General features: G+C 72.5%; 23 protein-coding genes and 1 pseudogene. 16 read left to right on the top strand and 8 right to left on the bottom strand.

What is annotated here, in order from left to right:
- Positions 1-183: 183 nt before the first annotated feature.
- A complete protein-coding gene (locus tag ABT078_RS05335) occupies positions 184-1,386 on the bottom strand; it encodes an amino acid deaminase/aldolase (protein ID WP_351224027.1) in 1,203 nt (400 codons plus the stop codon).
- Between the two features lie 183 nt (positions 1,387-1,569).
- Here ABT078_RS05335 and ABT078_RS05340 point away from each other — a divergent pair, with 183 nt between their 5' ends.
- Positions 1,570-2,787, top strand: coding sequence for a hypothetical protein (locus tag ABT078_RS05340; protein WP_351224029.1), 1,218 nt, complete (start codon positions 1,570-1,572; stop codon positions 2,785-2,787).
- A 35-nt stretch (positions 2,788-2,822) separates the two neighbouring features.
- Positions 2,823-3,998 carry a type VII secretion-associated serine protease mycosin gene (gene mycP, locus ABT078_RS05345; RefSeq protein ID WP_351224400.1) on the top strand — a complete coding sequence of 392 codons (1,176 nt, stop codon included), beginning with the start codon at positions 2,823-2,825 and terminating at the stop codon, positions 3,996-3,998.
- 305 nt (positions 3,999-4,303) lie between these two features.
- On the opposite strand, the pseudogene ABT078_RS05350 reads toward mycP, so the two are convergent.
- Positions 4,304-4,423: pseudogene (locus tag ABT078_RS05350) on the bottom strand (serine hydrolase); the annotation flags it as partial.
- 201 nt (positions 4,424-4,624) lie between these two features.
- Here ABT078_RS05350 and ABT078_RS05355 point away from each other — a divergent pair.
- From ABT078_RS05355 to ABT078_RS05405, 11 genes are all read left to right on the top strand, one after another.
- Positions 4,625-5,404, top strand: a complete 780-nt coding sequence (locus ABT078_RS05355) for an SseB family protein (RefSeq protein WP_351224031.1) — start codon at positions 4,625-4,627, stop codon at positions 5,402-5,404.
- 24 nt (positions 5,405-5,428) lie between these two features.
- Entirely contained in the window at positions 5,429-5,821 is a 393-nt protein-coding gene (locus tag ABT078_RS05360; protein WP_351224033.1) for a DUF1844 domain-containing protein, read from the top strand.
- Between the two features lie 319 nt (positions 5,822-6,140).
- Positions 6,141-6,806, top strand: a complete 666-nt coding sequence (gene infC, locus ABT078_RS05365) for a translation initiation factor IF-3 (RefSeq protein ID WP_351224035.1) — start codon at positions 6,141-6,143, stop codon at positions 6,804-6,806.
- A 104-nt stretch (positions 6,807-6,910) separates the two neighbouring features.
- On the top strand, positions 6,911-7,105 hold the full coding sequence (gene rpmI, locus ABT078_RS05370) for a 50S ribosomal protein L35 (RefSeq protein WP_019884943.1): 195 nt from the start codon (positions 6,911-6,913) through the stop codon (positions 7,103-7,105).
- 105 nt (positions 7,106-7,210) lie between these two features.
- Positions 7,211-7,603: a 50S ribosomal protein L20 gene (gene rplT, locus ABT078_RS05375; RefSeq protein WP_242333133.1), complete on the top strand. Its 393-nt coding sequence runs from the start codon at positions 7,211-7,213 to the stop codon at positions 7,601-7,603.
- Between the two features lie 696 nt (positions 7,604-8,299).
- The gene (locus tag ABT078_RS05380; RefSeq protein WP_351224039.1) at positions 8,300-9,148 is read left to right on the top strand and encodes a TrmH family RNA methyltransferase; all 849 of its coding nucleotides are present in this window, start codon (positions 8,300-8,302) and stop codon (positions 9,146-9,148) included.
- Between the two features lie 104 nt (positions 9,149-9,252).
- Positions 9,253-10,392: a sensor histidine kinase gene (locus tag ABT078_RS05385; protein ID WP_351224041.1), complete on the top strand. Its 1,140-nt coding sequence runs from the start codon at positions 9,253-9,255 to the stop codon at positions 10,390-10,392.
- A 134-nt stretch (positions 10,393-10,526) separates the two neighbouring features.
- Positions 10,527-11,651, top strand: coding sequence for a phenylalanine--tRNA ligase subunit alpha (pheS, locus tag ABT078_RS05390; protein ID WP_351224043.1), 1,125 nt, complete (start codon positions 10,527-10,529; stop codon positions 11,649-11,651).
- The gene (pheT, locus tag ABT078_RS05395; protein ID WP_351224045.1) at positions 11,651-14,239 is read left to right on the top strand and encodes a phenylalanine--tRNA ligase subunit beta; all 2,589 of its coding nucleotides are present in this window, start codon (positions 11,651-11,653) and stop codon (positions 14,237-14,239) included. Before pheS ends, pheT begins: the two co-directional genes overlap by 1 nt.
- 585 nt (positions 14,240-14,824) lie before the next feature.
- Positions 14,825-16,168, top strand: coding sequence for an NsdA family TPR-like regulatory protein (locus ABT078_RS05400; RefSeq protein WP_351224047.1), 1,344 nt, complete (start codon positions 14,825-14,827; stop codon positions 16,166-16,168).
- An 85-nt stretch (positions 16,169-16,253) separates the two neighbouring features.
- Positions 16,254-16,784, top strand: a complete 531-nt coding sequence (locus ABT078_RS05405; RefSeq protein WP_351224049.1) for an NUDIX domain-containing protein — start codon at positions 16,254-16,256, stop codon at positions 16,782-16,784.
- A gap of 20 nt (positions 16,785-16,804) precedes the next feature.
- On the opposite strand, the gene ABT078_RS05410 is transcribed toward ABT078_RS05405, so the two are convergent.
- Together ABT078_RS05410 and ABT078_RS05415 are read right to left on the bottom strand one after the other, a co-directional pair.
- Complete coding sequence (locus ABT078_RS05410; protein WP_351224051.1) at positions 16,805-17,062, bottom strand: hypothetical protein; 258 nt, start codon at positions 17,060-17,062, stop codon at positions 16,805-16,807.
- Between the two features lie 154 nt (positions 17,063-17,216).
- Positions 17,217-18,077 (bottom strand): 3-hydroxybutyryl-CoA dehydrogenase, encoded by an 861-nt coding sequence (locus ABT078_RS05415; protein WP_351224402.1) that lies wholly within the window; start codon positions 18,075-18,077, stop codon positions 17,217-17,219.
- Positions 18,078-18,283: 206 nt separating this feature from the next.
- Here ABT078_RS05415 and ABT078_RS05420 point away from each other — a divergent pair, with 206 nt between their 5' ends.
- Positions 18,284-19,468: a glycoside hydrolase family 10-like protein gene (locus ABT078_RS05420; RefSeq protein ID WP_502981166.1), complete on the top strand. Its 1,185-nt coding sequence runs from the start codon at positions 18,284-18,286 to the stop codon at positions 19,466-19,468.
- A 21-nt stretch (positions 19,469-19,489) separates the two neighbouring features.
- Here ABT078_RS05420 and ABT078_RS05425 read toward each other — a convergent pair whose 3' ends face one another.
- Both ABT078_RS05425 and ABT078_RS05430 read right to left on the bottom strand, forming a co-directional pair.
- The gene (locus ABT078_RS05425; RefSeq protein WP_351224055.1) at positions 19,490-19,690 is read right to left on the bottom strand and encodes a DUF1918 domain-containing protein; all 201 of its coding nucleotides are present in this window, start codon (positions 19,688-19,690) and stop codon (positions 19,490-19,492) included.
- A gap of 94 nt (positions 19,691-19,784) precedes the next feature.
- On the bottom strand, positions 19,785-20,720 hold the full coding sequence (locus ABT078_RS05430; RefSeq protein WP_351224057.1) for a DMT family transporter: 936 nt from the start codon (positions 20,718-20,720) through the stop codon (positions 19,785-19,787).
- Between ABT078_RS05430 and ABT078_RS05435 the strand changes: the two genes are divergently transcribed.
- Entirely contained in the window at positions 20,719-22,155 is a 1,437-nt protein-coding gene (locus ABT078_RS05435) for an aminotransferase-like domain-containing protein (protein ID WP_351224059.1), read from the top strand. The two genes, ABT078_RS05430 and ABT078_RS05435, sit on opposite strands and share 2 nt — an antisense overlap.
- A gap of 7 nt (positions 22,156-22,162) precedes the next feature.
- On the opposite strand, the gene ABT078_RS05440 is transcribed toward ABT078_RS05435, so the two are convergent.
- Positions 22,163-22,321, bottom strand: a complete 159-nt coding sequence (locus tag ABT078_RS05440; RefSeq protein ID WP_351224061.1) for a DUF6461 domain-containing protein — start codon at positions 22,319-22,321, stop codon at positions 22,163-22,165.
- Positions 22,296-22,784 carry a DUF6461 domain-containing protein gene (locus tag ABT078_RS05445; RefSeq protein WP_351224063.1) on the bottom strand — a complete coding sequence of 163 codons (489 nt, stop codon included), beginning with the start codon at positions 22,782-22,784 and terminating at the stop codon, positions 22,296-22,298. Before ABT078_RS05445 ends, ABT078_RS05440 begins: the two co-directional genes overlap by 26 nt.
- A 57-nt stretch (positions 22,785-22,841) precedes the next feature.
- Here ABT078_RS05445 and ABT078_RS05450 point away from each other — a divergent pair, with 57 nt between their 5' ends.
- On the top strand, positions 22,842-23,282 hold the full coding sequence (locus ABT078_RS05450) for a GNAT family N-acetyltransferase (RefSeq protein WP_351224065.1): 441 nt from the start codon (positions 22,842-22,844) through the stop codon (positions 23,280-23,282).
- Positions 23,283-23,335: the final 53 nt, after the last annotated feature.

Consider the following 23,335-nt stretch of genomic DNA (forward strand, 5'->3'; position numbering starts at 1 on the left):
CCCCGCCGGGCCGGTACCCGGATCCAGGCGCCCCGGCCACCTGACGCCGGTGGGAGGGCACCGCCCGGACCGGGCACCTCCCGGCCCGTCGCAGCCGTTCCGTCGCCGGTTTCCGTCCGGTCGGCGACGTGAGCGGAGGCGTCCTGGCCGGTGGCCGGCCCATTGGGGTGTCCGTGGCGGCGCTCAGAGGAACGTACGGCCCTCGCCCCGGTATGTCGGTACGGACGCCACCACCCGGTCCCCCTCGATCAACCGCAGCTCGTCGAACCGCTCGCACAGCTCCCCGGCCTTCGCGTGCCGGAACCACACCTTGTCACCGATGAGGAGATCGTCGGCCGGCGCGCCCAGCAGCGGGGTCTGCACCTCCCCGGGCCCCTCCGCCGGGTCGTACCGCAGCCCCTCCGGCAGATACGGCACCGGCAGCCGGTCCCGTCCCGCCGCCCCGGACGCCGGATAGCCGCCGCCGAGCACCGTCACCACGCCGACGCCCGGGCGGCGCACCACCGGCTGGGCGAACAGCGCAGCGGGCCGCCCGCTGAAGGACGTGTAGTTGTCGAACAGCCTCGGCAGATAGAGCCCGGAGCCCGCGGCGATCTCCGTGACCGCGTCCTCGGCCGCCGTGTGCTGCACACTGCCCGTGCCGCCGCCGTTCACGAACTCCAGGTCCGGCGCCACGTCCCGCACCGCGCGCACGACGGCGGCGCGGCGCTGTACCAGCTCGCGGCGGGCCGCCGCCTGCATGAGGCGGATCGCCCGCGACCGCAACGGGCTCCCCGACACCGCGTCGCCGACTCCCGCGACATGCCCCTCGTACGCCATCAGGCCCACCAGCCGGACGCCCGGGCGGCGGACGATCTCCCGGGCGAGCCCGGCCAGCTGAGCCGGGTCGCGCAGCGGCGAACGGCGCGCCCCGATCCGTACCCGCCCGCCGAGGAGATGCAGCGCCGTGTCCAGTTCCAGGCAGATCCGGATCTCCTCCGTGCCGCCGTCCCGCGCACGGTCGATCAGCTCCAAGTGCGCCGGGTCGTCGACCATCACGGTGACGGCGGCGGCGAGCTTGGCGTCCCCGGCCAGTTCGGCGAAGGCGGCCCGGTCGGCCGACGGATAGGCGAGGAGCACGTCGTCGAAGCCGGCCCTGGCCAGCCAGAGCGACTCCGCCAGCGTGTACGACATGATCCCCGCGAAGCCGTCCATGGCCAGCACGCGTTCCAGCAGCGCACGACACCTGACGGACTTGCTCGCGACCCGGACCGGCTTCCCGCCCGCCCGGCGGACCAGATCCGCCGCGTTCGCGTCGAACGCCTCAAGATCCACGACGGCGAGCGGCGCGTCGAGATGGGCGGTGGCCCGGTCGTACCGGGTCCGGTCTGCGGCACGGGGAGTCATGGCCCGAGCTTGCCAGACCCAATTACCGGACGGTAGGGGGACGTTCCGGTCAGATGCCCCGTGCCTGCGGTCCTGTTCCCGCGAGGCCTGTGTCAGCCCTTAGAGTGAGCACACGCGGTGACGAACGGGCGTGCCCCGAAGGGCGATCCGCCGGCGCTACGAGACGAGGGAAACGGGGGGCGGATGAGCACCGAAGCACCACGCTCGTCGCGCATCACGGACGCCCTCCTTCCTCCGGCGCCTCCGGCCGAGCCCCCCGTCACACCCGCCGAGACCACCACCCGCCTCCGCCCGATCACCGACTCGACACCACCACCGTCGCAGCGCGCCGCGGCCGGTGCTTCCGGCGCGGCATCCGGCGCCGTGCCCCCGCGCCCGACCGGGCCACCGCCCGGGAGGCGGCCGGTCGCCGCCGTTCCCGCGCAGGGGGACGCCTCGACGGGGCCGAGCGGGCAGGGAGGCGCCGGATCGCGGCCCTACGCCGAGCAGGCGCGCCCTGCGGCTCCGACCCGGATGCCCCCAAGCGGCGCGGCCGTTCCGCCGCAGCCCTCGCGGCCGCCGTGGACGCCGCCGGTCCTCCCGTACGCGAGCGCCCTCCCCGAGACACCCACCGAGATCACCACCCGGCTGCGGCCCATCCGCACCCGCCGCCCCGCACGGTCCGCCGCCGCGGTCGCCTGCCTGGTCCTCGGGCTCGGGCTGGCCGGGGGTGCCGTCACCGGCAGTTGGCTCGCCGGGGACCCGTCGACGTCGCCCACGGTCACCGGCGGCTACACCGAGGCACGCAGCCTCTGGCACAGCGTCCCCGTCGACGGCCTCTTCCCGCGCACGCTGAACGGACCCGGCGCGGGGCCCGGCCGCGCCGACCGCTCCTGGACACGGATCGCCGTCGCGCCCGACGGGCCCTGCGCGGGGGCCCTCGACCCGCTGCTGGTGAAGGTGGTGCAGCCGGTCGGCTGCCTGCGCGTCCTGCGGGCGACGTACACCGATGCCACCGCGACCACCGTCACCACCGTCGGCATGATCTTCACCGAGGCGGACCAGGACGCGATGGCGGCCCTGCGCACCCGCTTCTCCCGCGAGGGCCTGGACGAACGCGCGGACCTCATGCCCCGGACCTTCGCCGCCCCCGGCACCGCCGCCGCGGGCTTCGGCGACAAGCAGCGGGCCAGCTGGACCGTCAGTGTCCTGCGCGACGCGCCGGTCATCGTGTACGCCGTCTCGGGCTTCGCCGACGGGCGTACCGTCGCCGACCCCCAGCCGGCAAGCGAGGCGATGGTCACCGGAGCCACCTCCGCCCCCGCCCAGGCAGGCCTGGGCCACGAGGCCAAGGGCATCGCGGACCGCGTCGAACGCGCCCTGCGCAAGATCGCATCCCCGGCCACGGAGCGCCCCGAGTGACCCCGCGGCCCGCCCACGCCCCGAGGCCCGTCCGCATCGCGGGGCCCGCGCGCCGCCGCGCCGGCGGCGCCCTCGCCGCCGCCCTCGCCTTCGTCCTCGTGTCAGCCGCGCCCGCCCAGGCCGACGGCATCCGCGCACGCCAGTGGGCCCTCGACGCGATGCACACCGACGAGGCGTGGCAGACCACCAGGGGCAAGGGGATCACCGTCGCCGTCCTCGACACCGGCGTCGACGACAGCCACCCCGACCTGACGGGCCAGGTCCTCCCGACCAAGGACCTCATCGGCTTCGGGGCCGAGCGCGGTGACCGCGCCTGGGCCCAGCACGGGACCGCCATGGCCGGGATCATCGCGGCACACGGCCACGGGCCCGGCCGCGAGGACGGGGTGCTCGGCATCGCCCCCGAGGCGAAGATCCAGCCGGTCCGGGTGATCCTCGAAGGCAACGACCCCGCCCGCAAGAGAGCCCGCAGCACCCGCGGCTCCGCCCTCGCCGACGGCATCCGCTGGGCCGCGGACCACGGCGCGGACGTCATCAACCTCTCCCTCGGCGACGACAGCGAGTCCGCGCACCCGGAGAAGAGCGAGGACGCCGCCGTCCAGTACGCCCTCGCCAAGGGCGCCGTGGTCGTCGCGTCGGCCGGCAACGGCGGCGAGAAGGGCGACCACATCTCGTATCCCGCCGCCTACCCCGGCGTCATAGCCGTCGCCGCCGTCGACCGCTTCGGCACCCGCGCCTCCTTCTCCACCCGCCGCTGGTACGCCACCGTCAGCGCCCCCGGCGTCGATGTCGTCATCGCCCACCCCGACCGGCGCTACTACGAGGGGTGGGGCACCAGCGCCGCATCGGCGTTCGTCTCCGGAGCCGTCGCGCTCGTGCGGTCCGCCCACCCCGGCCTGACCCCGGCGCAGATCAAGGAACTCCTCGCCGACACCGCACGGAACGGCCCCAGGAGCGGGCGCGACGACGCCAAGGGGTACGGAATCGTCGACCCGGCCGCCGCGCTGGAGGCGGCCGACAAGATCGCCCCGGCCGATGCCAGGGCCGCGTCCACGTCCGACTACCGCAAGCGCTACTTCGGCAGCGGCCCGGCCGCCCCGTCCGCCGCCGACGAGCCGGGCGGTCTGCTCGTCCCCGTCGCGGGAGGCATCGGCGCCCTGCTGCTCGCCGGCGCGGTCGTCCTGTGGCGCGGCGGCCGCCGGCGCACCTGAAGCGCGGCCCCGACCGCCTCCGCCTCCACGCGCGCGACCCCGGCGTCCAGGGTCGGATGGCCGTCCGACAGGACGGCCATCAGCAGACCACCGGCCCGCCCCACCGAGTGCACGGCCCACAGCCCGCTGTCCCGCTCCGGCAGCCAGCCGTTCTTCAGCGCCCAGTCCCCGCCGGCCGCCGAGACCCCCCAGTCCTGGCCCGCGACGACGTGACCCATCAGCCGCTCGAACTCCGGACGGGCCCCGCCGAACACCGCCCGCAGCAGGGTGAGCTGATCCCGTGCGGTGGTCCGCGTGAGACCCCACGCCCGGTCGGCCCGTGTCTCGACGAGCCCGAGCCGGGCATGCGCCGCGTCCAGCCCGGCGGGCCCGCCGATCACCTCCCACAGCGCCGTCGCCGCGTCGTTGTCGCTGCGCACGATCATCGCCTCGGCGTACGCCTCTTCGCGCCCGCTCGGCTCACGCCCCTCGTCCGCGGCGCGCAGCAGCAGTGCGGCCAGGATCGAGACCTTCACGATGCTTGCGCAGACGTACGACCGGTCGTCGCCGTACACAACGGCCGCTCTCCAGGTCGTGCACGGCGACCGAGACACAGGCACTCATACAGCGGAGGTTAGGCTCCTTGCGTGGCGCTCAAGAACATTCCCGATCCCGGCTTCTCCGACGACGACGGCACCGCCGACCCGGCCCTGACGGCGGCCCTCGCCGCCTGGGCCGCGGACAGGACCGCCGAGCAGCCGGTCCTCGAGGCGCTCAAGGGCGCCCGCCTCCTCGTCCCCGTCGTCGCCGTGCTCGGTGAGGTGGAGGAGGACGATGAGAGGGGCCGCGCAGCGTCGGACAAGGGCGGTGGTGGGAGACGGGTGGGCGGACTGCGCCGCGAGAAGACGAGCGACATGGCCGTGCCCACGCTGACGGCGGGGGACCGCCGGGCGCTGCCCGCGTTCACGTCGACCGAGTCGCTGGCCCGTTGGGACCCGGCCGCGCGGCCCGTCGCCGTCCCCCTGCACCAGGCGCTGCAGGCCGCCGTTCACGAGAAGGCGGACACGGTCGTGCTGGACCTCGCCGGCCCGGTGCCGTACCAGCTCACCGGCCCCGCCCTGCTCGCCCTCGCAGAGGGGCGGACGAGCACCGACCCGCTGGCCGACCCGTCGGTGACGGCGGCGGTACTGGCGGTGGTCGCCGCCGAGCCCGCGGTGCTCCGTGCCCACCTCGGCCCCGGCAGCGCCGACGGCACCCTGGCGCTCGTTCTGGAACCGGACGCGGTCCCCGCCGAGGCGGCCCGGCGCGTCGCCCGCGCGCTGGCGGCCGACGAGACGCTGCGGGCCCGGCTGGTGCGCGGACTCGACCTCGCGCTGCTGCCCCCGGATGCAGTGCCTCCGGGGGAGCCCCTGTACGTACGGCCCTGAGGGCCACCGCATATCGTGTGGCGCATGAGTGACGCGACCCCCAGCAATGCGACCCCTGGCGACGCGACCCCGGGCGACGGGTCCCCCGACTTCGACGCCATGACCCGCGACATCGCGGAGGTTCCGGCGGTCGAGGTGATCGTCACGGTCGCGGTCAACCTGATGAGCGCCGCCGCGGTGAAGCTCGGCCTCACCGAGGACGGCGAGGAGCACAAGGACCTGGACGAGGCCCGCAAGCTGGTCCACGCGCTGGCCGGGCTGCTCGACGCCGGTGCGACGGAGATCAGTTCCTTCCACGCGGCGCCGCTGCGCGACGGCCTGAAGTCGCTCCAGCTGGCCTTCCGCGAGGCGTCGGTCGTGCCCGACGAGCCGGGCCAGGGCCCGGGCGAGAAGTACACGGGCCCGGTCTTCGGCTGAGTCCGTGACGTGCGGGCGGGCGCGTGGCGTCCGCCGGTTAGCCCCTTCCGCCCGGAGCTGCTAACCTTGTGTAACGACCGGTCGGACATGGATGTGTCCGACCCACAAGTGGAGGCTCCGATCTCCCACCTGGCCGCCCTCAGGGTGGCGGGTCACCGGTCAGACGGCGACCATCGTTCCGTACGGACGATGGAGCCGTCCGAGTAGCGCCCCGCGGTTGACCGCGGCGGTGTTCCGGTAGTTCAAGGAGCCCCGCCTGTGTTCCGTCGGGGCGTTTTTTGATGACCCGGTGCGGTTGGTCTAAGGAAACAGACGTTGCGTGGCTGTCCGCCAGACTGCCGCGTGGTGCTACCGAGGAGGATCCATCAGCGCCGAGCCCCGCATCAACGACCGGATTCGCGTTCCCGAGGTGCGACTTGTCGGTCCCAGCGGCGAGCAGGTCGGGATTGTTCCGCTTGCCAAGGCCCTGGAGCTTGCCCAGGAGTACGACCTCGACCTGGTCGAGGTGGCGGCGAACGCCCGTCCGCCTGTCTGCAAGCTCATGGACTACGGCAAGTTCAAGTACGAGTCGGCCATGAAGGCCCGTGAGGCGCGCAAGAACCAGGCGCACACGGTCATCAAGGAGATGAAGCTCCGGCCGAAGATCGACCCGCACGACTATGACACCAAGAAGGGTCACGTCGTTCGGTTCCTCAAGCAGGGCGACAAGGTCAAGATCACGATCATGTTCCGTGGTCGCGAGCAGTCCCGGCCGGAGCTCGGCTACCGACTGCTGCAGCGGCTCGCGGAGGACGTCCAGGACCTCGGTTTCGTGGAGTCGAACCCGAAGCAGGACGGCCGAAACATGATCATGGTTCTCGGTCCGCACAAGAAGAAGACCGAGGCGATGGCCGAGGCCCGCGAGGCCCAGGCCGCCCGCAAGGCGGAGCGCCAGGGGCAGCCCGCCCAGGCGGAGACCTCCGCTGAGGAACCCGCCGAGGCCTGATTCCAGGACAACCCGTCCCGGACATCAACCGACACATCTGACGCTTTCGGCTGCCGGTTTACGGATCGGCGACGGAAGCGCACTGACGAGGAGATAACGGCGCTATGCCGAAGAACAAGACGCACAGCGGTGCCAAGAAGCGCTTCAAGATCACCGGCTCCGGCAAGGTGCTCCGTGAGCGCGCCGGCAAGCGCCACCTGCTCGAGCACAAGTCGTCCAAGCTGACGCGTCGCCTCACCGGCAACGCCGAGATGGCCCCGGGTGACGCCGCCAAGATCAAGAAGATGCTGGGCATCTGACTGATTTCGCGCCCTCGGTGACGAGGGCTTCCGGGCAGAGACCGGGACCAATTCGTTTCCGGGTCGTGTGAGTCCAACCACGGCCCCGCTACAAGGAGTTAACAAGTGGCACGCGTCAAGCGGGCAGTCAACGCCCACAAGAAGCGCCGGGCGATCCTCGAGCAGGCCAGCGGTTACCGCGGTCAGCGTTCCCGCCTGTACCGCAAGGCTAAGGAGCAGGTCACCCACTCCCTCGTCTACAACTACAACGACCGCAAGAAGCGCAAGGGCGACTTCCGTCAGCTGTGGATCCAGCGCATCAACGCCGCTGCCCGCGCGAACGGCATCACCTACAACCGCTTCATCCAGGGTCTGAAGGCCGCCAACGTCGAGGTGGACCGCAAGATCCTCGCCGAGCTCGCGGTCAACGACGCGGGTGCGTTCGCCGCGCTCGTCGAGGTCGCCCAGAAGGCGCTCCCGGCGGACGTCAACGCCCCGAAGGCCGCGTCGGCGGCCTGACGGCCGTCCCTCGCGTCCCTCCGGACACCCCGGACCCGCAGGCCCCTGGCCTGCGGGTCCGTGTGCGTCCGGCTGAGCACGCAGACCGTGCCGGGGCCGGTGCGTGAGGCCTCACGGCCCCGTGCCCCCGCACCGGGCGGTCCGCCCGCGTCGGGTCGTGATTCCGACGCCCGCGGCGGCCCTGCCCGGCGGAGGCGTACCGGACACGGCCGTCTCCCCGCCGGTGCCGGCTGTGCCGAGGCGTCTTCGCCGCGTCGAGGGCAAGCCCCCGGGCACCCTGGAATGTGACCGGCACCATGGGGTCGGCCTCGGTGTCCGGCCCGGTGCAGGTGCTCGATCGCCCGGCGGGCTCGATGCGTGCCGGGTCACCCCCCGGGCGGGCCCACGCGGCCGTCCCGATCGCCCGACAGGCTCCACAGGAGCCCTCGGGCCGGTGGGGACGGGTGCCTCGCGGTCCCGCGCCCGAAGGGCGTCGGTCGGGGGTCAGGGGCGATGCCCCGGAACCAGTCCCGCTGACGTCCCCCGAACGGCCGCAGGGCGCAGGGGGAGCTCGAGGCGCCGGGTCCCGCGCGGCGGAGCCCCCGCGCGGCGGAGCCGCAGATCGACACTGCGGGAAGAGTCCGGCAGGGGAGACAACGCCCCGCCGCAAGCGGCCCCGCGCCCACGAACGAGACCGAAGAGAAGTGAGTGCACCTCATGCACACCCCCGAGCTGATCTCCCCGCGATCCCCGCGCGTCGTCGCCGCGCGACGCCTGGCCCGGCGGAACTTCCGGTCGAAGGACCGTCGGTTCATCGCCGAGGGGCCGCAGGCCGTACGGGAGGCCGCGGCGCACAGGGGCGGCGACGGTGAGGCGACGCTGATCGAGCTGTTCACCACCGTCGAGGCGGCCGAGCGCTACGCGGACATCGTCGCCGCCGCCGGCGCCGCGGGCGCCCGGATCCACTACGCCGCCGACACCGTGCTGGCCGAGGTCTCGCAGACCGTCACGCCCCAGGGGCTCCTCGGCGTCTGCCGCTTCCTCGACTCGCCGTTCGAGGAGATCCTCGCCGCCAGGCCCAGGCTCGTCGCCGTCCTCGCCCACGTACGCGACCCCGGGAACGCCGGTACGGTCCTGCGCTGCGCGGACGCCGCGGGTGCGGACGCCGTCGTCCTCACCGATGCGTCCGTGGACCTGTACAACCCCAAGTCGGTGCGGGCGTCGGTCGGTTCGCTGTTCCACCTGCCCGTCGCCGTCGGCGTACCCGTCGAGCAGGCCGTCAGCGGGCTCAGGTCCGCCGGCGTGCGGATCCTCGCCGCCGACGGGGCCGGGGACGACGACCTGGACGACGAGCTCGACGCCGGGACCATGGGCGGGCCGAGCGCGTGGATCTTCGGCAACGAGGCCTGGGGTCTGCCCGAGGAGACCCGTGCGCTCGCGGACGCCGTCGTGCGCGTACCCATCCACGGCAAGGCCGAGAGCCTCAATCTCGCGACCGCGGCCGCGGTGTGCCTCTACGCCTCCGCCCGAGCCCAGCGCACCCCGGGCGGCTGCCGGGCAGGGTGACCGCGGAGCCCCAGGAGCTCGCAGGGTGTCGCTCTGTCACCGGCGCCTAGTAAGGTGACGAACTCGGGGGCCCACTGCACCGGTTCGAGAGGTGGGGTACGGGGATGGCTGTCGGCACGAGCGGGCCGTCGGATGCGCACATCACCTCGGCGCGTCCGTCCACGGGCGCCGCAGGCCTGGTGGTGGACCCCGACGACCTCCCCGACGGATTCGTCGTCGCCGACGAGACCGGCCGCGTGATCTGCTTCAACGCCGCGGCCGCACGGATCACCGCGACCCCGCGCGCCGAAGCGCTCGGCCGCTCCCTCGAGCAGGCCCTGCCCCTGGAGGACCTCAAGGGGCGCCGCTGGTGGAGCCTGACCGACCCGTACGGCGGCCTCGCCACCCGTGTCGGCCAGCCCGAGCGCAATCTCCTGCTCCCCGGCGGCCGCGAGGTCCTGGTCTCCGCCCGGTACGTGCGCGAGGCCCCCACCGGACCTGTAAGCCGCGTCGTGGTCTGCCTGCGCGGCACCGAGGCGCGGCGCCGCACCGAGCGCAGCCACGCCGAGCTGATCGCCACCGTCGCCCACGAGCTGCGCTCCCCGCTGACGTCCGTCAAGGGCTTCACCGCCACCCTGCTCGCGAAATGGGAGCGCTTCACCGACGACCAGAAGCGGCTGATGCTGGAGACCGTCGACGCCGACGCCGGCCGTGTCACACGTCTCATCGCCGAGCTCCTCGACATCTCCCGGATCGACTCCGGGCGCCTCGAGGTGCGCCGCCAGCCCGTCGACATCGCCGCCGCCGTCGGCCGCCACATCCAGGCGCACACCGCGGCCGGCCAGTCCCCGGACCGGTTCTTCGTCCGTGTCCAGCGCCGGCTCCCCGAGCTGTGGGCCGACCCCGACAAGATCGACCAGATCCTCGGCAACCTGCTGGAAAATGCGGTGCGCCACGGCGAGGGAACCGTCACCATCGACGTGGCACCCGCGTCCGCCGGCCCCGGCGGGACCGGCAAGGACTCTGTGAAGGGAACGGCCGTCACCGTGAGCGACGAAGGCCCCGGCATCCCCGAGGAGTCGATGGGCCGTGTCTTCACCCGCTTCTGGCGGGGAAGCAAGCGTGGCGGCACCGGACTCGGGCTGTACATCGTCAAGGGCATCGTCGAGGCGCACGGCGGGACGATCACCGTCGGCAGGGGCCCCGGCGGCGGTGCGGAGTTCCGATTCATCCTGCCCGTCGGCGCCCCTGCGTATCTCAGCTGACACACGCCGAGCCTCGTCCTTCGGCCCACGGGCTCTTACGTACACCTCACCCCGCTAAACTCGACCTTTGGCACCTTTGCGTCCTCGGTCGTCGAGCGGGGGCCCCAGCCACCCCATCGGAAGTACGGGAAGACATGTCGGCACCCAATAAGTCGTACGACCCAGTCGAGGTCGAGGTACTGAAACCGGAAGAGATCGAGCGCATGCGGGACGAGGCGCTCGCCGCCTTCGCGGCCGCCGGCGACCTCGACGCGCTCCACGAGGCGAAGATCGCGCACACCGGCCCCGCGTCGCCGCTCGCGCTCGCCAACCGGGAGATCGGCGCCCTGCCGCCGCACGCCAAGGCCGACGCCGGCAAGCGCGTCGGCCAGGCCCGCGGTGCCGTGAACAAGGCACTGGCCGCCCGCCAGGCCGAGCTGGAGGCGGATCGCGACGCACGCGTGCTGGTCGAGGAGGCCGTGGACGTCACCCTGCCCTACGACCGCACTCCGGCCGGCGCACGGCACCCGCTGACCTCGCTCTCCGAGCGCATCGAGGACATCTTCGTGGCCATGGGCTACGAGGTCGCGGAGGGGCCGGAGGTCGAGTCCGAGTGGCTCAACTTCGACGCGCTGAACATCGCCGCCGACCACCCGGCCCGCGGTGAGCACGACACGTTCTTCGTCGAGGGCCCGCGCGGCGCCCAGAGCTCCGGCGTCGTCCTGCGCACCCACACCTCGCCCGTGCAGGTCCGCTCGCTGCTGGACCGCGAGCCGCCGGTGTACGTGATCTGCCCCGGCCGCGTCTATCGCACCGACGACCTGGACGCCACCCACACCCCGGTCTTCCACCAGGTCGAACTCCTGGCCGTGGACGAGGGCCTGACCATGGCCGACCTCAAGGGCACCCTCGACCACATGGTGCGGGAGCTCTTCGGTGGCGAGGGCATGAAGACCCGGCTGCGGCCGAACTTCTTCCCCTTCACCGAGCCGTCCGCCGAGATGGACATGGTCTGCTACGTGTGCCGTGGCGAGTCCGTCGGCAACCCGGACCGGCCCTGCCGCACCTGCTCCAGCGAGGGCTGGATCGAGCTCGGCGGCTGCGGGATGGTCAACCCGAAGGTGCTCGTCGCCTGCGGCGTCGACCCCGAGAAGTACAGCGGATTCGCCTTCGGGTTCGGCATCGAGCGGATGCTGATGTTCCGCCACAACGTCGAAGACATGCGAGACATGGTCGAGGGTGACGTCCGGTTCACCCGGCCGTTCGGGATGGAGATCTGATGCGGGTCCCGCTTTCATGGCTGCGGGAGTACGTCGACCTGCCGGCGACGGAGACCGGCCGTGACGTACAGACCAAGCTCGTCGCGGCCGGCCTGGAGGTCGAGACCGTCGAGCAGGTCGGTGCCGGGCTCAAGGGCCCCCTCGTCGTGGGCCAGGTGCTCACCATCGAGGAGCTGACCGAGTTCAAGAAGCCGATCCGCTTCTGCACCGTCGATGTCGGCCAGGCCGGGGGCGCTCCCCCTGGCTCCGCCGGGGGGACCCCCACCCAGGCCGGAGGCTCTGGGGGAGGCACGGGCGAGCCCCAGGAGATCATCTGCGGCGCCCGGAACTTCGCCGTCGGCGACAAGGTCGTCGTGGCCCTGCCCGGTGCGGTCCTGCCCGGCGACTTCCAGATCGCCGAGCGCAAGACGTACGGCCGTGTGTCCCGCGGCATGATCTGCTCCGGCGACGAGCTCGGCATGGGCGACGACGGCTCGCACGGCATCATCGTGCTGCCGCCCGAGTACGAGGTCGGCATCGACGCCGCCGAGTTGCTGGAGCTGTTCGACGAGGTCCTCGACATCGCCGTCACGCCCGACCGCGGCTACTGTCTGTCGATGCGCGGTGTCGCCCGGGAGACCGCCATCGCGTACGGGCGGCCGCTGCGCGACCCGGCGCTGCTCGACGTCCCTGGCCCGAACTCCTTCGGCCACCCGGTGAAGATCGCCGACCCCATCGGCTGCGACCGCTTCGTCGCCCGCACCGTCGTCGGTCTCGACCCCGAGGCGCGCTCGCCGATCTGGATGCAGCGGCGTCTGCAGAAGGCCGGCATGCGCCCGGTCTCGCTCGCCGTGGACATCACCAACTACGTGATGCTGGAGCTCGGCCAGCCGCTGCACGCCTACGACCGGTCCCTCGTCGACGGACCGATCGGGGTGCGCCGTGCCGAGGCCGGCGAGAAGTTCACCACCCTCGACGGGACCAAGCGCGTCCTGGACGCAGAGGATCTCGTCATCACCGACAACCGCGGGCCGATCGGTCTCGCGGGCGTGATGGGCGGTGCCAATACCGAGATCGCCGACTCGGTCCGCGACCCCGAGACCGGCGAGGTCAAGGGCACCACCGAGGTCGTGATCGAGGCCGCGCACTTCGACGCGGTCTCGATCGCCCGCACCGCGCGCCGGCACAAGCTCTCCTCCGAGGCGTCCAGGCGTTTCGAGCGCGGCGTCGACCCGCAGGCGGCGGCCGCCGCGGCGCAGCGCACGGTCGACCTGCTGGTGCTGCTCGCGGGCGGCACGGCAGAGGCCGGCGTCACCGAGATCGTCGCGCCGTCCGCGCCGCGCACGGTCACAATGCGCGCCGACCACCCCGACCGCGTCGCGGGCGTCACGTACGGCCGCGAGACTGTCGTGCGCCGCCTCCAGGAAGTCGGCTGCGACGTCTACGGCCAGGACGAACTCGTCGTCACCGTCCCGTCATGGCGTCCCGACCTGCACGCGCCGAACGACCTGGCCGAGGAGGTCATCCGGCTGGAGGGCTACGAGACCCTGCCCTCCACGCTGCCCACGCCGCCGTCCGGCCGCGGGCTCACCGGCCACCAGCGGCTGCACCGGCGCATCGGCCGAGCGCTGGCGGGCGCCGGGTACGTCGAGGCGCTGAACTATCCGTTCGTCAGCGAGCAGATCTTCGACCAGCTCGGAGTGGACGCGGAGGACACCTGCCGCCGCGTGGTCAGGCTCGTCAACCCGATCTCCGACGAGGAGCCGGCACTGCGCACGGCCCTGCTGCCGGGGCTGCTCGGCGCGCTGCGCCGCAACCACGGGCGCGGCAGCCACGACCTGGCCCTCTTCGAGACCGGTCTGGTCTTCCGGCCCGGCGCCGAGGCAGGCGTCGCGGCGACGCAGCTGCCCGTCGATCGGCGGCCCACCGAGGAGCAGATCGCCGCGCTGAACGCCGCGCTGCCCGCGCAGCCGCGGCATGTCGCGACCGTCCTGGCGGGCGCCCGCGAGCAGGCCGGCTGGTGGGGCGAGGGCCGCCCGGCCGACTGGGCGGACGCGGTCGAGGCTGCGCGTACCGTCGCCGGTGAGGCGGGTACGGAGCTGATCGTCCGCCAGGACCAGTACGGACCGTGGCACCCCGGCCGCTGCGCCGGCCTCTTCGTGCTGATCGACGGGGAGGAGCAGCCGGTCGGCTTCGCCGGTGAGCTGCACCCGCGCGTCGTCAACGCACTGGGTCTGCCGCTGCGCACCTGCGCGATGGAGCTCGACCTGGACCGCGTCGAGCAGGCGTCCGCCGGTGTCGTCCAGGCGCCGCGGATCTCCACGTTCCCGGTGGCCACGCAGGACGTCGCGCTGGTCGTCTCCACCGAGGTCCCGGCCGAGGAGGTCGAGCGGGTCCTGCGCGAGGGCGCGGGCGAGCTGCTGGAGTCCATCCGGCTGTTCGACGTCTTCACCGGCGAGCAGATCGGCGAGGGCAAGAAGTCCCTGGCCTACGCGCTGCGCTTCCGTGCCGCGGACCGCACGCTGACGGTCGAGGAGGCCTCCGCGGCCCGCGACGCCGCGATCGCGCTCGCCACGGAGCGCATGGGCGCGGTGCTGCGCGGCGCCTGACGCACTGCGGCGCTGAGGCCCTGCCCGAGGGGGCGTACCCGGAACGGTTCCGGGTACGCCCCCTCGGCATTGGGCCCGGGCGCGGGTGCCTCCGGCGGTTCGGGGTGCGGAGCGTTGTCCGCCACCGCGGGCGTGGGGTTGCGGTGCCGGTATCGCAGGGCGGCTCCGGCCCGGGGCTGGCGGGACCTCGACCGCAGGGGGCCGGGTGGTCCATGACAGCGGGCCCGTGCGGCGTTCGAGGACGGACACCAGGTTCGCCGCCGCAGTACCGGCACACTGCCGAACCTCGCTCGCAGGGGCCGGGAGCGGCCACCAAGGCGCCGCGCGGGAAGAAGTGTGCGGCCGGCGCCGCCCGCGCTGCCGCGGAGTGTCGGGCAGATCAGCAGGGCGGACGGCGCGGATGCGGGCCGCCGTACTGTACGAGGGGGAGCCGGCGGCCCGGCCGCCTCCATGAGAGACAGCTCAGTCAACCGGCACACACGGCACTGCGGCAGAGCGCGCACGGCACGGATATATGCATTCCTTTCACACCCCGTGCGAACCGCGCTCCACTACGCTGGGCGCACCGAGCCAACGGAGGGGCCCATGCAGCCCAACACCCTGCTCGACGCGTTGCTCGACGAGGCGGGCATCTCCCATGCGGGCCTGGCCGCCCACGTCAACCAGGCGGGCCGGGCGAGAGGCCTCGCGCTACGGTACGAACACACGGCCGTGGCCCGCTGGTTGAAGGGGCAGCGGCCCCGCGGCCAGGTGCCGGATCTGATCTGCGAGGTGCTGGCCTCCCGGCTGCACCGCGTGGTCACCCTCGACGACATCGGCCTGGGCGTCCCCGGGGAAGCGGCTGCCGCTCCGCACGGCTCACCGCTCTCCGGTTTCGTCGAGCGCGCCACCGCCCTGTGGCGCTCCGACGAGCAGCAACGCCCGCACATCATCGGCGCGGCGGCGATCACGGGCACGCCTGCGGTGATGCCCGTCTGGGAGTGGGAGAACCCCCCGGAGGACGCGGACGTCTCCCGCAGCGGTCAGGCCCGGGTCAGCATGGCCGACATCAAGATGCTGCGCGCCGCCCGCGCGCACTACGAGCTGATGTACCGGAAGGCCGGCGGGATCGCCACCCGTTCCCGGGTCGTCGGCTTCCTCAACGCCGAGACCGCCCCGCTGCTCCGCGGCGCCTACAGCGACGCGCTCGGCCGCCAACTGCACCGCGCCACCGGCGGACTTGTGGCCGTCGCGGGCATCTGCGCCTACGACTCCGACGCGCACGGCCTCGCCCAGCGCTACTTCCACCAGGCGCTGCGCCTGGCGAAGGCGAGCGGCGACCGGGGTCTCGGCGCCTATGTCATCGCGCTCCTGGTCAACCAGTCGCTGTTCATGGGGGAGTACCGGCAGGCGGTCGCCTTCGCGGAGGCGGCGCTGCGGGCCGCCGGGCGGCAGATCACACCCGCGCTGGCCGCCGATCTGTACGCGATGCAGGCGAAGGCGTACGCGCAACTCGGCGACGGCGGCAGCGCGCTCGGCCGCATCCGGCGCGCCGAGGCCGAGGCGGAGCGGATCCGTCCGGGCCATGAGCCGGACGAGACGGGTTATGTGCAGCCGGGACTCGTGAACGTCCAGGTCGCGGAGGCGCTGCTGAGCCTCGGCGACCTGACCGGAGCCCGTGAGCACGCTGCCGCGGCCGCCGCGACTCCGGCGCACGACCGGGGCCGGGTCCACCGGCTCGCCATGCTCAGCCAGATCGAACTCCGTCAGGGCGAGGCGGACCGGGCCGCGCGGACCGCGACGGAAATGACCGAGCGGGCGCGGGGGATGGAGTCCCAGCGGCTGAGGGACCGGCTGCGCGAGGTCCGCCGGCACCTGGTGGAGAACGGGTCCCCGACCGCCGCCGAGGCGGCCGAACTCATCGACGGGGCCCTGCGGGTGCCCCTCTGAGGGCGCCGGTTCCTTGGTGAGCGTTCCCCTGCGAACGCACTCCTGCTGCGATATTGCCATCTACTTGTCGGAAGGTGGCAGAGAAGTGCAGTGGACGAATTTAAGCGAACACACTGTGTACGAGAACCGCTGGTTCCGGGTGAACCTCGCGGACGTGGAACTGCCCGACGGGCGGCACCTGGACCACTTCCTCATCCGTCTGCGCCCGGTCGCGGTCGCGACCGCCGTCAACGAGGCCAACGAGGTCCTCATGCTCTGGCGCCACCGCTTCATCACCGACAGCTGGGGCTGGGAACTCGCCGCGGGTGTCGTCGAGGACGGCGAGGACGTCGAAGCCGCGGCGGCGCGGGAGATGGAGGAGGAGACCGGCTGGCGGCCTGGACCTCTCCAGCATCTGCTGACCGTCGAGCCCTCCAACGGCCTCACCGACTCGCGGCACCATCTCTACTGGTCGGAGGCGGCGACGTACATCGGCCATCCCGAGGACGACTTCGAGTCCTCGCGCCGCGAGTGGATACCGCTGAAGCTGGTCCCCGACATGATCGCCCGCGGCGAGGTCCCGGCCGCCAACATGGCGGCCGGGCTGCTGATGCTGCACCATCTGCGGCTGGGCTGACCCGGCAGCCGGCGTGTCCCTCACCCTCCGAGCGCCTGCCAGACCGCCACGGTCAGGGCCCCCACCGCGGTGAGCGCGGCGACGGCGGGCAGTGGCCACTTGGCGTGCTCGATCGCCACGACGCGCGTGGCCAGATCGGTGAGATCCCGGTCGATCCGGTCATGGCGCTGTGCGAGCAGGGCCAGTTGTCCGTCGATACGGGCGAGACCCACGTCGAGCGAGCGCCGCAGCTCCGCGAACTCCTCGACGGCCGTTAAGTGATCGGGGTCGGTGGTCACCTCTGTGCTCCTCCTCGGGAAAGTCGTCCCACGGGTCCTCGATGTCGCGGACCCGAGTCAACTCTCCCTGCTGGGAGCAGGGGAGCGTGTGCGCACGGCATATGCGGACACGCTCCTCACACCCCGTGTGAAACACCTGTACGAATCACACGCATCAGGAGTACGAGTAGAAGCCCGAACCCGTCTTACGGCCCAGCCGTCCCGCGTCCACCATGCGCTGCAGCAGCGGCGGGGCGGCGTACAGCGGTTCCTTGAACTCGGCGTACATCGAGTCGGCGACCGAGGCCACGGTGTCGAGGCCGATCAGGTCGGACAGCTTGAGCGGGCCCATGGGGTGGGCGCAGCCGAGCTCCATGCCGTTGTCGATGTCCTCGCGGCTCGCGATGCCCGACTCGAACATCCGGATCGCGGAGAGCAGATACGGGATGAGGAGCGCGTTCACCACGAAGCCCGAGCGGTCCTGCGCACGGATCGCGTGCTTCTCCAGCACCTGCTGGACCACGGCCTCGGAGCGCTTGATGGTCTCCTCGGACGTGGTCAGGGCGGGAATGAGCTCCACGAGCTTCTGCACCGGCGCCGGATTGAAGAAGTGGATGCCGATGACCTGGTCGGGTCGGGACGTCGCGACGGCCAGCTTCACCAGCGGAATGGAGGAGGTGTTCGACGCGAGGATGGCGTCCGGCCGGGTCACGACCTGGTCGAGCACCTGGAAGATCTCGGTCTTGACCTGCTCGTTCTCGACGACTGCCTCGATGACGAGATCCCGGTCCGCGAACTCCCCGAGATCGGTCGTGAAGCTGAGCCGGGCCAGCGTCGCCTGGTGCTCCTCCTCGGTGATCTTGCCGCGTTCGGCGGCCTTCGCGAGGGAGCTGTACAGACGCGTACGGCCGATCTCGAGGGCCTCGCCGGTGGTCTCGGCGACCTTGACCTCGAGCCCGCTGCGGGCGCACACCTCGGCGATACCGGCGCCCATCTGGCCACAGCCCACCACTCCGACGCGGGATACGTCGGCCACAGTCTCGGTCACATCGTGCCTTTCGCTGATCTTGCGTGGTCTTCAGTGCGGCAGGTCCCCCGTTTGGTTCCGGCGCCCGCCTCGACCCCACGACGTTACTCCGAGGGTGCGTGTGCTCCGAGGGCCGGGGCGGCATGCTTCGCCCTATGACACAGATCACCAGAAGAGGATTCGTCTCGGCGGTCGGCTCCCTCGCCGCGCTGGCCATGGCCGCGGACACCTCGTCGGGCGCGGCCGCCGCCCCGGCCGGCGGCCGGGGCGGGCCGGAGTTCCGCGGTATGTGGCTGGCCACCGTCGCCAATCGAGACTGGCCGTCCAGGGCCGGTCTGAGCGCGGGTGCGCAGCGCGCTGAGCTGCTGGACCACCTCGACACGGCGGTGGCCCGCCGGCTCAACACGGTCGTCCTCCAGGTCCGGCCGACCGCCGACGCGCTGTGGCCTTCGCCGTACGAGCCGTGGGCCGCGTGCCTCACCGGCGTCCAGGGGCGGGACCCGGGCTGGGACCCGCTCGGCACCGCCGTGGCGGAGGCCCATGCGCGCGGGCTGGAGCTGCACGCCTGGTTCAATCCGTACCGGGTCGCCACGCACACGGACCCGACGCGGCTCTCCCGGAACCATCCGGCGCGGCTGAACCCCCACTGGGCGGTGCCGTACGGCGGAAAGCTCTACTACAACCCGGGGCTCCCCGAGGTCAGGGCCTTCGTCCAGGACGCGATGCTCGATGCCGTCGCGCGGTACGACATCGATGCCGTGCACTGGGACGACTACTTCTACCCCTATCCGGTCGGCGGGGAGGAATTCGACGACGACGCTGCGTACGAGAGGTACGGCGCGGACTTCCGGAGCAGGGCGGCCTGGCGGCGCAACAACATCGACCTGCTGGTGCGGGAGACGGCCGCGCGGATCAGATCGACGCGAGCCGAGGTCCGTTTCGGGATCAGTCCGTTCGGGGTCTGGCGCAACGCGAAGACCGACCCGCTCGGCTCGGACACGGCGGCAGGTGTGGAGACGTACGACGATCTGTACGCCGACACCCGCAAATGGGTGCGTGAGGGCTGGATCGACTACGTCGTCCCGCAGCTGTACTGGCACATCGGCATGGCCGCCGCGGACTACGCCACCCTGCTGCCCTGGTGGGCCGAGGTGGCCCGGGGGAGCGGCGTCGACCTCTACATCGGAGAGGCGCTGTACAAGGCGGGAGACCCGGCTCAGGCCGACGCCTGGCAGGACCCGGCCGAGCTGTCACGCCACCTCACGCTCGCCGCCGACTACGCGGACGTACGCGGCCACTGCTTCTTCTCGGCGAAGGAAGTCACGAAGGACCGGATCGGGGCGATGGCCCGCGTGGTGGCCGATCACTATCCGACCCGGGTCCTGGCGCCGCGGCACTGAAGAGGGGCGGTCGGGGGGTGGTCAGGGTCCGGTTTCGAGATGGTGGCGTACGACGGTGTCGGGACCGGGTGACATCAGGCACTCGTGACCGTCGTCCTCGAAACGGACGCGGTACGGCGGGTTGCCCCTGTCGCCCAGCACCTCCACCACTTCGGCCGTCCGGTCGTGCTGACCGACGACCCGGCCGTGTACGACCAGCTTGTCTCCCACACTCGCTTCCATCGGGCGTGACCTCCTTGAAGGGGGGTGGTCGGTATTCCTGAGTCTACGTCCGGGTGTGTGACCCTTGTCACCCTCAGAAGGTCCCCGTGCGGTCTCAGGCGTTCGCTCGCTGGGTGACGGCGATGCAGACGAGGACGGCGCACGCCGCGAGCGGGGCGGCGGGGGAGAAGTGCTCGGAGAGCAGCAGCACGGACCAGAAGAGGGTCAGCAGCGGCTGGGCGAGCTGCAGCTGGCTGGCCTTGGCGATGCCGATCGAGGCCATGCCGCGGTACCAGACGTACAGCCCGAAGAACGTCGATCCGGCGGCCACCCAGAGCAGCCCGGCGATGCCGTGGGCGGTCGGCCGGACCGGTTCGGCCATCAGAGCGAGGACCGCGCCCGGCACGGCGAGCGGCAGGCACAGGATCAGCGCCCAGCCGATCACCTGCCAGCCGGGCATCAGCCGTGCCAGCCGGCTGCCCTCCGTGTAGCCGGCAGCACACACCAGCAGGGCGCCGAACAGGTAGACGTCGCCGGTCGAGAGCGCTCCGCCGCTCTGCTGAAGAGTGAACGCGATCACGACGGCCGCGCCGGCGAGCGCTGCGGCCCAGAAGGTGCGGGAGGGCCGCCGCCCGGTGCGTACGGCCGCGAAGACCGCGGTCGTGAGCGGGAGCAGCCCGACGACCACGGCGGCGTGCGAGGTCGTCGAGGTCTGCAGGGCGAGGGTCGTCAGCAGCGGGAAGCCCACGACCACGCCGCCCGCGACGACCGCGAGGGAGCCCCAGAGCCGCCGGGCGGGGACCGGCACACGGAACGCGAGGAGGAAACCGCCCGCGATCACGGCCGCGAGGACGCTCCGTAGGGCGACGAGGGACCAGGGCCCGAAGGACTCCAGACCCCAGACGGTGGAAGGGAAGGTGAGCGAGAAGGCGACGACACCGAGCCAGGCGAGCAGGGTGCCGCTGCGTCCACGGGTGTCCGTAGTGACGAGCGGAACCGAACTGCTGACCGCTATCGACCTGGTGGCAGTAGCGCTATCCTGTGCTGTCATGCAAGAGCGTAGCAGTGTGGCCGAGCTGGCGAGCACCTTGAAGCGAGAGCTGAACCGCTACTCGGTCGGTGAGAAGCTCCCGTCGAGTCGGGTCCTTGTCGAGCGCTACCGCGTATCCCCGGTGACCGTCTCCCGCGCTCTCGCGCAGCTCGCGGCCGAGGGGCTCGTTGTCACCCGGCCGGGCGCGGGCGCCTTCCGGGCGGAGCCGCGTGCGGACACCTCCGTGCCCGGGGACACCTCCTGGCAGGAGGTCGCGCTCAGCGCGGACGCCGCGACCGAGCTGGTGCCCCGAGCCGTGGACGCGTCGGGCGTCCTGGTGACGCTCGCGGCGCCGCCGCCCGGTGTGATCGAGTTCAACGGCGGCTATCTGCACCCCTCCCTCCAGCCGGAGCAGGCGATGGCCGCCGCGCTGGCCAGGGCCGGAAGGCGCCCCGGAGCCTGGGGCAGGCCACCCAGCGACGGGCTGCCGGAGCTGCGCGAATGGTTCGCGCGCGGCATCGGCTCCGGTGTCACCGCCGCTGAGGTGCTGGTCACCGCTGGCGGCCAGTCCGCCCTCGCCACCGCGCTGCGCGCCCTCGCCCCGCCCGGCGCCCCCGTGCTCGTCGAATCGCCCACCTATCCCGGAATGCTGGCCATCGCCCGCGCTGCCGGACTCCGCCCCGTACCCGTGCCGGTCGACCCCCAGGGCGTACGCCCCGAACTCCTCGCCGCCGCCTTCCGAGCCACCGGAGCGCGGGTCCTCGTCTGCCAGCCGCTCTTCCAGAACCCCACCGGCGCCGTGCTCGCCCCCGAGCGCAGTGCCGAGGTGCTGCGGATCGCCCGTGCCGCCGGCGCGTTCGTCATCGAGGACGACTTCGCCCGCCGCCTCGTGCACGACGATGCGGGCCCCCTCCCCGCCCCGCTCGCCGCGGACGATCCTGACGGCGTCGTCGTCCACGTCTGCTCGCTCACCAAGGCCACGTCACCGAGCCTGCGCGTGGGCGCCCTCGCCGCCCGCGGCCCCGTGCTCGAACGCCTGCGCGCGATCCACGTCGTCGACACCTTTTTCGTCCCCCGTCCCCTCCAGGAAGCGGCGCTCGAACTCGTCGGCTCCCCGGCCTGGAGCCGCCACCTCCGTGCCGTCGCCGCCGAGTTGAAGACCCGCCGCGACACGATGACCGCCGCGCTGCGCCTGCACCTGCCCGAACTCGCCCTCCCGCACATCCCCTCCGGCGGCCACCACCTCTGGCTCCGCCTCCCCGACGGCACCGACGAATCCGCTCTCGTCCCGGCGGCCCTCCGCGCCGGCGTCGCCGTCGCACCCGGCCGCCCCTACTTCAGCGCCGAACCCCCGGCGGGGCACCTCCGGTTGAGCTTCGCGAGCGTGGCGGGACCGCCGGAGATCGCGGAGGGGGTACGGCGGCTGCGCACCGCGTGCGACGAGCTCCCCGGATGACGGCCCGTCACGGGCGCGGTACGGGCGCCCTTCCGCAGAGGAACTCCCTGCCGTCGAGCAGCTCCGCTGTGACCCGGACCCCCGTCAGCCGCTCGGCGAACGCGAAGGTGGCCGCGGTCTTCGACGCGAAATCGTCGTCATCACCCTGATCGTGGGGGTCCCACATCGAGGCCGCTTGCGCGCATCTCCTCGACCGAGCCCTCAGGGTCGGCGCCGTCGCGCGCATACGCGAACAACGGCTCGAAGTGCAGCCGCAGTGTGCCGTCCACGAACCAGTTGAAGTGGTCGACCGCGTTGACGTTGCGGAAGTGCGAGACCGTCACCGTCCCCCGCGACAGCGGTTGCAGGACCTCGTCCAGTGTGCCCAGATAACCGTTGGGCTCCAGCATCAGCGCCCATCCGTTCGCCTCGACGACCCCGACGAACTGGGTGTCGCCTCCGTCCCATGCGTTGTGCGCCGCGTCGACCAGCTCACGCGTCCCCTTCATCCGCACGCCGCGGTCGTCGGCCCCCAGCCGTGTCAGTAGCTCCTCCGGTGCGAGTCCCCGCACCAGGGTCAGGCAGTACGCCTCCGTCAGCTCGGGACAGTGCCCGTCGAGCCAGCCGTAGTCGGCTGCAGTCGCGTTCATGGGAAGATCGTGGCAGCCGCCACTGACAATCGGCTCCCGGCCTGCGAAGGTGCGGTGATGAGCGACGACACGACGGTCACCTTCGGGGCGTTCGAGATCTCCACCGACTCCGCCCGCCTGGACCCGGCCCGTATTCACCACTGGCTCTCCACCGACGCCTACTGGGCCATCGGCCGCAGCCGCGAGAAGCAGGACCGGGCCATCGCCGGGTCGCTGAACTTCGGGGCGTACGACTCGGCGACCGGCGAGCCCGTCGGGTACGCCCGCGTCGTCACCGATCACGCCACCTTCGCCTGGCTCTGCGACGTGTACATCGACCGGCCCGCGCGCGGCAGAGGGCTCGGCACCGCGCTCGTCGAGGCGGTCCGGGACCACCTCGCGCCGCTCGGGTTGCGGCGGATCCTGCTCGCCACCGCGGACGCGCACGGGGTTTACGAGAAGGTCGGATTCGCGCAGCTCAGTGACCCGGGAGAGTGGATGAGCCTCGGCGTCCGGTGAACTTCGTCAACGGTAGGTAACCCCCCTTGACCGGGGCCCCTTCCGGCACCACG

The sequence above is a fragment of the Streptomyces sp. NPDC002133 genome, from assembly GCF_040296405.1.
In the GTDB taxonomy this organism is placed as follows: domain Bacteria; phylum Actinomycetota; class Actinomycetes; order Streptomycetales; family Streptomycetaceae; genus Streptomyces.

What these genes read in the sequence shown, in the direction of transcription:
- ABT078_RS05450 (WP_351224065.1), top strand. Translation starts at nt 22,842, where the DNA reads ATGAGCGACGACACGACGGTCACCTTCGGGGCGTTCGAGATCTCCACC.
- ABT078_RS05380 (WP_351224039.1), top strand. Translation starts at nt 8,300, where the DNA reads ATGCACACCCCCGAGCTGATCTCCCCGCGATCCCCGCGCGTCGTCGCC.
- ABT078_RS05425 (WP_351224055.1), bottom strand. Translation starts at nt 19,690, where the DNA reads ATGGAAGCGAGTGTGGGAGACAAGCTGGTCGTACACGGCCGGGTCGTC.
- ABT078_RS05440 (WP_351224061.1), bottom strand. Translation starts at nt 22,321, where the DNA reads ATGTGGGACCCCCACGATCAGGGTGATGACGACGATTTCGCGTCGAAG.
- pheT (WP_351224045.1), top strand. Translation starts at nt 11,651, where the DNA reads ATGCGGGTCCCGCTTTCATGGCTGCGGGAGTACGTCGACCTGCCGGCG.
- ABT078_RS05400 (WP_351224047.1), top strand. Translation starts at nt 14,825, where the DNA reads ATGCAGCCCAACACCCTGCTCGACGCGTTGCTCGACGAGGCGGGCATC.
- ABT078_RS05360 (WP_351224033.1), top strand. Translation starts at nt 5,429, where the DNA reads ATGAGTGACGCGACCCCCAGCAATGCGACCCCTGGCGACGCGACCCCG.
- ABT078_RS05435 (WP_351224059.1), top strand. Translation starts at nt 20,719, where the DNA reads ATGCAAGAGCGTAGCAGTGTGGCCGAGCTGGCGAGCACCTTGAAGCGA.
- ABT078_RS05335 (WP_351224027.1), bottom strand. Translation starts at nt 1,386, where the DNA reads ATGACTCCCCGTGCCGCAGACCGGACCCGGTACGACCGGGCCACCGCC.
- pheS (WP_351224043.1), top strand. Translation starts at nt 10,527, where the DNA reads ATGTCGGCACCCAATAAGTCGTACGACCCAGTCGAGGTCGAGGTACTG.
- ABT078_RS05445 (WP_351224063.1), bottom strand. Translation starts at nt 22,784, where the DNA reads ATGAACGCGACTGCAGCCGACTACGGCTGGCTCGACGGGCACTGTCCC.
- ABT078_RS05430 (WP_351224057.1), bottom strand. Translation starts at nt 20,720, where the DNA reads ATGACAGCACAGGATAGCGCTACTGCCACCAGGTCGATAGCGGTCAGC.
- ABT078_RS05385 (WP_351224041.1), top strand. Translation starts at nt 9,253, where the DNA reads ATGGCTGTCGGCACGAGCGGGCCGTCGGATGCGCACATCACCTCGGCG.
- ABT078_RS05420 (WP_502981166.1), top strand. Translation starts at nt 18,284, where the DNA reads ATGGCCGCGGACACCTCGTCGGGCGCGGCCGCCGCCCCGGCCGGCGGC.
- rpmI (WP_019884943.1), top strand. Translation starts at nt 6,911, where the DNA reads ATGCCGAAGAACAAGACGCACAGCGGTGCCAAGAAGCGCTTCAAGATC.
- ABT078_RS05340 (WP_351224029.1), top strand. Translation starts at nt 1,570, where the DNA reads ATGAGCACCGAAGCACCACGCTCGTCGCGCATCACGGACGCCCTCCTT.